Source organism: Micromonospora sp. NPDC049799 (assembly GCF_040656655.1).
GTDB lineage: Bacteria > Actinomycetota > Actinomycetes > Mycobacteriales > Micromonosporaceae > Micromonospora.
In genome coordinates this window covers 1-2,907 of the sequence record NZ_JBFAMU010000575.1, presented here as the reverse complement: position 1 = coordinate 2,907, position 2,907 = coordinate 1, and the positions used below count along the sequence as shown (strand labels likewise).

General features: G+C 74.6%; 2 protein-coding genes and 1 pseudogene. All 3 read left to right on the top strand.

Translation table 11 applies throughout. The features are described 5' to 3' along the window. Positions 1 to 622 (top strand): annotated as a pseudogene (locus AB0I76_RS26595) (hypothetical protein); the annotation flags it as partial. A 72-nt stretch (positions 623 to 694) separates the two neighbouring features. Next, positions 695 to 1,669 carry an alpha/beta hydrolase gene (locus AB0I76_RS26590; protein ID WP_357040878.1) on the top strand — a complete coding sequence of 325 codons (975 nt, stop codon included), beginning with the start codon at positions 695 to 697 and terminating at the stop codon, positions 1,667 to 1,669. A gap of 5 nt (positions 1,670 to 1,674) precedes the next feature. After that, positions 1,675 to 2,679, top strand: coding sequence for a DUF3152 domain-containing protein (locus AB0I76_RS26585; RefSeq protein WP_357040875.1), 1,005 nt, complete (start codon positions 1,675 to 1,677; stop codon positions 2,677 to 2,679). Positions 2,680 to 2,907: the final 228 nt, after the last annotated feature.

The window sequence follows — 2,907 nt, the reverse complement described above, 5'->3', positions numbered from 1 at the left end:
GCGGGAGGTCTCCGCGCCCGACACGCCGCGTCGTCGCCGGCAGGCTTCCGGCCCGCACCGCGGCAGGGCCAGCGTGGAGGAGCCGGGCTCGGTCTCGGCCGCCCCTGCGGGTACGCCGCCCGGCAGCCCGGCGACGCTCGGTACGTCGTACTCCGGTGGGCAGGTGACCACGACGGAGACCGCGCCCTCCCGCCCGCTGGACACCGGTGGCGCGCCGGGGCCCCGGGTGGTGATCGACCACGTCCAGGTCAGCACCTTCGGGCTCGACGCCACCGTGGAGATCCGCCTGATCGCCGGCGGGCGCACCGCCGCCGGTCACTCCACCGGGCCGGCGGTCGACGGCTACGTGCTGCGGCTCTGCGCGGTCGCCGCCGCGGCGGCCGTGGACGAGTTGCTGCGCGGCGCGGAACCGGACTCCGACCGGGGCCGGTGTTTCGTCGAGCACGCCGCGGTGGTGTCGTTCGGCAACTGCGAGGTGGCCACGGTGGTCGTGCTGCTGGTGTGCGACGGCTGGGTCGAGCAGCTCGCCGGCTCGGCGTTGGTCGCCGGCGACCCCCGACAGGCCGTGGTACGGGCCACCCTCGCGGCGGTCAACCGTCGGCTGGAGGCGCTGCTGGCCTGACGGTGGTGCCGGTCACGGGGCGGGCGCCCGTGCCGCGCTGCCGGCCCGCATCGCTTTGGGCAGACTGGAACGATGAAGCGCGCCACCCTCTGGCCGGAGCACCTCCTCCCGGAGCACTCCGTCCCACCACCCTGGCCGGGCCGGGCGGTACGTCTCGACGGCACGGTGACGTACGTCCGGGACACGCCGGCCACGGCCGCCGGCGCGGAGCCGGCGCTCTACGTGCACGGGCTCGGTGGCTCCTCGCAGAACTGGACCGACCTGGCCGGCCTCCTCGCGGACCGGTTGGACGGTCAGGCCATCGACCTGCCCGGGTTCGGCCGCAGCGAACCGGGCCGCCGCTACACGATCCCCGCCTTCGCCGAGCGGGTCATCCGCTGGATCGAGTACTCCGACCGGGGACCGGTGCACCTGTTCGGCAACTCGCTGGGTGGGGCGATCGCGGTGCACGTGGCCGGGGTCCGGCCGGACCTCGTCCGGACGCTGACCCTGGTCTCGCCGGCCCTGCCGTTCCTGGACTTCCGGCGGTCGTTGCAGGGCCGGATGCTGCCGCTGCTGGCGATCCCCCGGGGCGAGCGGCTGGCCGCCTGGCGGCTGGCCCAGCTGGAGCCGGAGCTGATGGCGCAGCAGGTGATGGAGGCGTGCGTCGCCGATCTCAGCCGGATCAGCGAGCAGCGCCGGCAGGAGGCGCTGGAGGAGATCCGGGTGCGGTACGAGGCCGCCCACTACGCCGCCGCGTACGTCCGCACGTTCCGGGGTCTGGTCTCCAGTTTCCTGCGGTCGTACCTGCCCGGGTCGGGGTCGCTGTGGCGGCTGGCCGCCTCGATCCAGGCCCCGACCCTGGTGGTGGGCGGGCGGCACGACCGGCTGGTGGACGTCCGGGTGGCGCCGCAGACCGCCCGCGTGATCCCGGACAGCCGCCTGATGATGCTCGACGGCGTCGGCCACGTCGCCCAGTTGGAGGTGCCGCGCCTGGTCGCCCGCGCCGTGTTGGGCCTGCTCACCGAAACGGGGGACCCCGCGAAGCGGCCTGACATGGCAGGCTGAGCAGGATGCCCACGTACCGCCGCCGTGCCGACGACCCGACCCTCGGCCACCGATCGCACGTTCGGGGTGACGGCACCGGACGGGCCGCCGCGCGGGCCTCCGTCCCCTCCCCACGGACCGCCCCGCCGACCGGTGGAACGGTGGACCACCGGTCGGCCGGTTCGGAGCGCGGGCGTCACCGGCGTACCGGTCGAGGGAAACGGCGGATCGTCGAGCTGGCCGTGCTGGTCCTGGCGATCGGAGCGGCGGTGGCCGTGCTCACCGACCGGCGCGGCGCGCAGGTCGGGGCCGAGGTGTTGGCGACCGGGCCGGAGGCGTCGGCGCTGGAGCCGGTGGCACCGGCGGTGGACCCGTCGGTTGCCCCCTCGCCGACGGCCCCGCTGTCCGCGTCGACGCCTCCCGTGCTGCTGATGCCGGGGCCGGTGCCGTCGGCGGGGGAGGGCACGTTCTCCTACGACGACCGGGTGGGTCCGGTGCTGGGCGAGGCGGGCGCGCTGCGTCCGTACCGGGTGGCGGTCGAGGTGGGCGCGGACGAGGACGTCGCCGATTTCGCCTCGGCCGTCACGGTGGCGCTCACCGGGCCCGGGAGCTGGGTGGACAGCGGCCGGGTGCGGTTGCGGCAGGTCGGGCCCGGTGCGACCGCCGACTTCACGGTCTACCTCGCGACGGCCCGTACGGCGGCTCGGATGTGCGCGGCAGGGGGTGTCGACATCCGGGTCGGCGGTCGGCCGTACACGTCGTGCCGGGCTCCCGGCAAGGTCATCATCAACCTGGACCGGTGGCGGCGGTCGGTGCCGCACTACGTCGAGGCGAAGGTGCCGCTGTCGGTCTACCGGACGTACGTGGTGAACCACGAGGTGGGCCACCAGTTGGGCAACCGGCACGAGCGCTGCCCGGGGGCGGGCCGGCCCGCGCCGGTCATGATGCAGCAGACGCTGTTCCTGAACGGATGTGTGGCCAACCCGTGGCCGTACCGGAACGGGCGCCGCTACGCCGGGCCGCCACTCTGAAGTGCCTACTTTGCAGGTGTAAGCGAGAAATGCCCGATTGATCTGCCAGGCTGGGTCCATGACGTCGTCGTCCCCTTACGACCCGCCTGATCCGTCCGCCGGCCCCGCCCGCGCCGATCCGCCGGGCCGTACCCCGCTGGTCCCGAGGCCGAGCGCGGTCCGCGTGCGTCGCCGCGCGAAGCAGGATAGTGCCAGCAGGGGAACATTGAGGGTGTTTCGGTAGGCCAT